We start from the raw sequence: 2,967 nt of genomic DNA on the forward strand, positions 1-2,967 counted from the left end.
CGCTGCAGGTCGCCGTTGATGTTGCCGGCGAGGTTGCCGTTGGCGGCGATGGTCGACAGCACCTTCTCCACCTTTTCGGCGCCCAGGTTCAGGGTGATCTGCGGCCAGCCGGAACCGTACGTGGTCGCGGCGATGAGCCCCTTGAACTTCGGGTCGGTAACGTCCTCCAGGGACTTGGGCACGTCTGCCGGCTTGATGACGTTGGGGTTGTAGGCCGCGACGATCACGCCGATGCCAACCAACGCGCCGGTGCCGTCGGTGGCAATCTCGTCATCCCTGATGTCGGGGATGTACTTGCGCCAGTCCAATTCCATGAGGGCGCCCGCGGAAGCCAGCTTAAGCTGGTTCCGGCCCGAGGCGATCATGATGTCGGTGGAGGCGGGGGATCGGCCCTGCTTGTGCTCTTGCAGGAGCCTGGACGTCACCTGGGACATGTTGGGGCCTCCCGCCGTGCCCTGGAGATCTACGTTGATGCCATACTTGGCGTTCATGGCCGCTTCCACCTCGTCCCAGAACTCGGTGTCGCCGTACCGGCCGCCCTGGAGCATCGTGAGCTCCTTCTCGGCCGCGGCCGCCTTGATGAGCTCGGCAAGCGCCGGGTTGGCAGTCTGGGCGAGTGCCGGCGAAGCCGGCAGCAGCAGGACCGCGAGCGCCGCCAGCAGGGCGGCGGCAGCGAAGAGTCCGCGACGAAAACCGCCCCCTCGAACCCTGACCGCCCGGGGATCCACCGGGCATCCGGAACCACCGCTTTGGCTATGCTGTTTCATGGCTCGTTCCTTTCCCTTGTCTGGTTGGCACGACGCGCCCGCCGGCACGCTCTACTCGAACCTGATCCGAGACAATTCCGTAAAGTGGATGCGGCCCGCCGCCCCGGAGGGCAGGATGGTCATCTGGTGGAAGCTGTACTCCTGTTCATAGCGGGTGGCGGCCAGGACGCCGTCCATGGGGACCACCACCTCGTACCGGTGGACCCGCGCCGCGGTGGTGACAGTGTAAAGGACCGCGAAGGTGGTGGCCGCCCCCAGCACGATGAGGCGTTCGACCCCGTTGGACCGGAGGTAACCGTCCAGCTCGCCGCCGATGAACTTGTCGAAGCTGTCCGGGTAGATGACCGGCTCGGTCTCCGCGCGCTTCAGCGGTCCGGCGATGCGGTCATGGGATCCGCCCTTCGCTACCAGGGAAATGGTGTAGATGATCGGGACGCCGCTCTGCCGCGCGCGTTCCAGGAACGGCCCGAGCCCCGGCAAGAGCTTGTTGGCGATGGTGCCGGGCTCCTCGGCCCGGGCGCTCATGTCCAGCACGGCGATGCCCGTGGTGGCCGCCGCCAGGGCCATGTCCCCGGGTTCGGGGCGGTTGGGCGCGCCCGCCTCCAGGGTATCCAGCAGGCTCACGGCTCGACCTCCACGATCTGCGAGTCGAGCAGGGTCTTGCACTGCGGGCAAAAGAGCTGTTCCAGCAGGAACTGCCCCTCGAGGTCCTTCATCAGGGGGCCGCCCGCCGTGGGGGACTGCCGCTTCGTGTGGCCCCGCTCGCGCCACTCCTGCTCGCCGCCGAAGTCGAAGCCGCAGCGGGCGCACACCACCCGAAGGCTGCCGGACTCGTCTTCCAGTTCCAGGTTCTCTCTGAACAGTCGCTTCATCCGCCGTCGCTCCTCCGTCAACGCCGCGCCCGAATTCCGGCGCGCAGCTCCTCGGTGGCGGCCGCGTCCACCTCTGTTTGCGAGGAACCGAGGGCCACGCCGTAGATATCCCGCGCCACTTCGTGCGAAACAAGCCCGTTGGCCACATCCCGCAGCACCGCTTCGGGATCCCGGTCCAACGGATCGCCGTAGCCGCCGCCGTTGGCCAGCCGCATGTACAGCACACTCCCGTCCTTCACGTCGAAGTCGCAGTAGGGCAGCATCTCCGAGGTGCCCCCCATGGCTTCCACGTCCACCGGGTGCCGGTTCTCCCCCATCGTGTCCCAGATGTTGGTCTCTTCCTTCAGCACCAGCAGGCTGGGGGCGCCGTAAAGGCCGCCGAAGAGTCCCTGGCCCGAGTTCCGCAGGCCCGCCACCCCCAACGCCACGCCCCGGATCTGCCCTTCGGGAGCGTCGTGGACCGTCAGGGCGGTCTCCGAGCCGGTGCCGCCGCGGAACCGTCCGGCACCCGCTCCGTCCTTCAAGTGGCGCCGGAAGAGATACAGGATGGGGAAGTTCTGCTCGACCCACTCGACGTTCTGGCACGACGACCAGCCCCGGCCCCCCGAGTCCACGCCGTCCTTGTCCGCGCGGGCGCCACGGCCGTCTATGGCCCCTTCCGAAAGGCTGGACACGTAGTACCGGCCGTACTGGTTGACCCCGGCGTGACGGGCGAAACGGTGACCGGCGTCGTGGGCCATCACCTCATTCCGCCAGTGCTCGTTGGTGGCGAGCATCTGCGTCATCACCGCGGGCGCCAGATAGCGGGCCGTGGCGCCGCCGGAGGTGGTGTTCAGCGACACCGGGCCGGGGTACTGCACATTGGCCACGGTTCCCGGCGGAGCGATCACCTCGATGGGCGCGAAGGCGCCGTGGTTCTTGGGGATATCGAAACCGATGGTGGAGAGGACCGCGGCAAAGCAGGTACCGTAGGTGGCGTGGTAAGGCAGGTTGATCCCGGTCCTGGCCTGTTTGTCGCTGCCGGTGAAGTCGAAGATCAGGCGGTCGTCCCGCTTGGTCAGGGTGAGATGCATCTTCCAGGTCTCGTCGCCCTGAATGAGCCCGGTCTCGCTCCAGGAGCCGTCGGCGAACTCCCGGATCCGTTCCCGCAGCACCGATTCGGTAAAGCGGATGATCTCCTTGGACACCGCCTCCAGCATCTCGGGGCCGTGCTCGGCCACGAGCTCCTGCACCCTGGCCTTGGCGATGTTGTTGGCGGCGATCTCGCACTTCAGGTCCAGTCCCACCATGATCGGCTGCCGCGTCATGGTCACGAAGGCGTCGAAAAC

General features: G+C 67.1%; 4 protein-coding genes. All 4 read right to left on the bottom strand.

Going from position 1 to position 2,967, the window contains the following annotated elements; all coding sequences use genetic code 11:
• Positions 1-767, bottom strand: a 767-nt coding sequence (locus OXF11_04545) for an ABC transporter substrate-binding protein (protein ID MCY4486367.1), incomplete at its 3' end; no start/stop codon positions are given.
• A gap of 51 nt (positions 768-818) precedes the next feature.
• Positions 819-1,391, bottom strand: a complete 573-nt coding sequence (locus OXF11_04550; GenBank protein ID MCY4486368.1) for an isochorismatase family protein — start codon at positions 1,389-1,391, stop codon at positions 819-821.
• A complete protein-coding gene (locus OXF11_04555; GenBank protein MCY4486369.1) occupies positions 1,388-1,639 on the bottom strand; it encodes a hypothetical protein in 252 nt (83 codons plus the stop codon). The genes OXF11_04550 and OXF11_04555 overlap by 4 nt, the downstream gene beginning before the upstream one ends.
• A 17-nt stretch (positions 1,640-1,656) precedes the next feature.
• A partial coding sequence (locus OXF11_04560) for a hydantoinase B/oxoprolinase family protein (protein ID MCY4486370.1) occupies positions 1,657-2,967 on the bottom strand: 1,311 nt, incomplete at its 5' end.

The sequence above is a fragment of the Deltaproteobacteria bacterium genome, assembly GCA_026712905.1.
Lineage (GTDB): Bacteria > Desulfobacterota > Binatia > UBA9968 > JAJDTQ01 > JAJDTQ01.

Excerpts from the sequence above, each read along its gene's own strand:
- OXF11_04555 (MCY4486369.1), bottom strand. The coding sequence starts at position 1,639 with ATGAAGCGACTGTTCAGAGAGAACCTGGAACTGGAAGACGAGTCCGGC.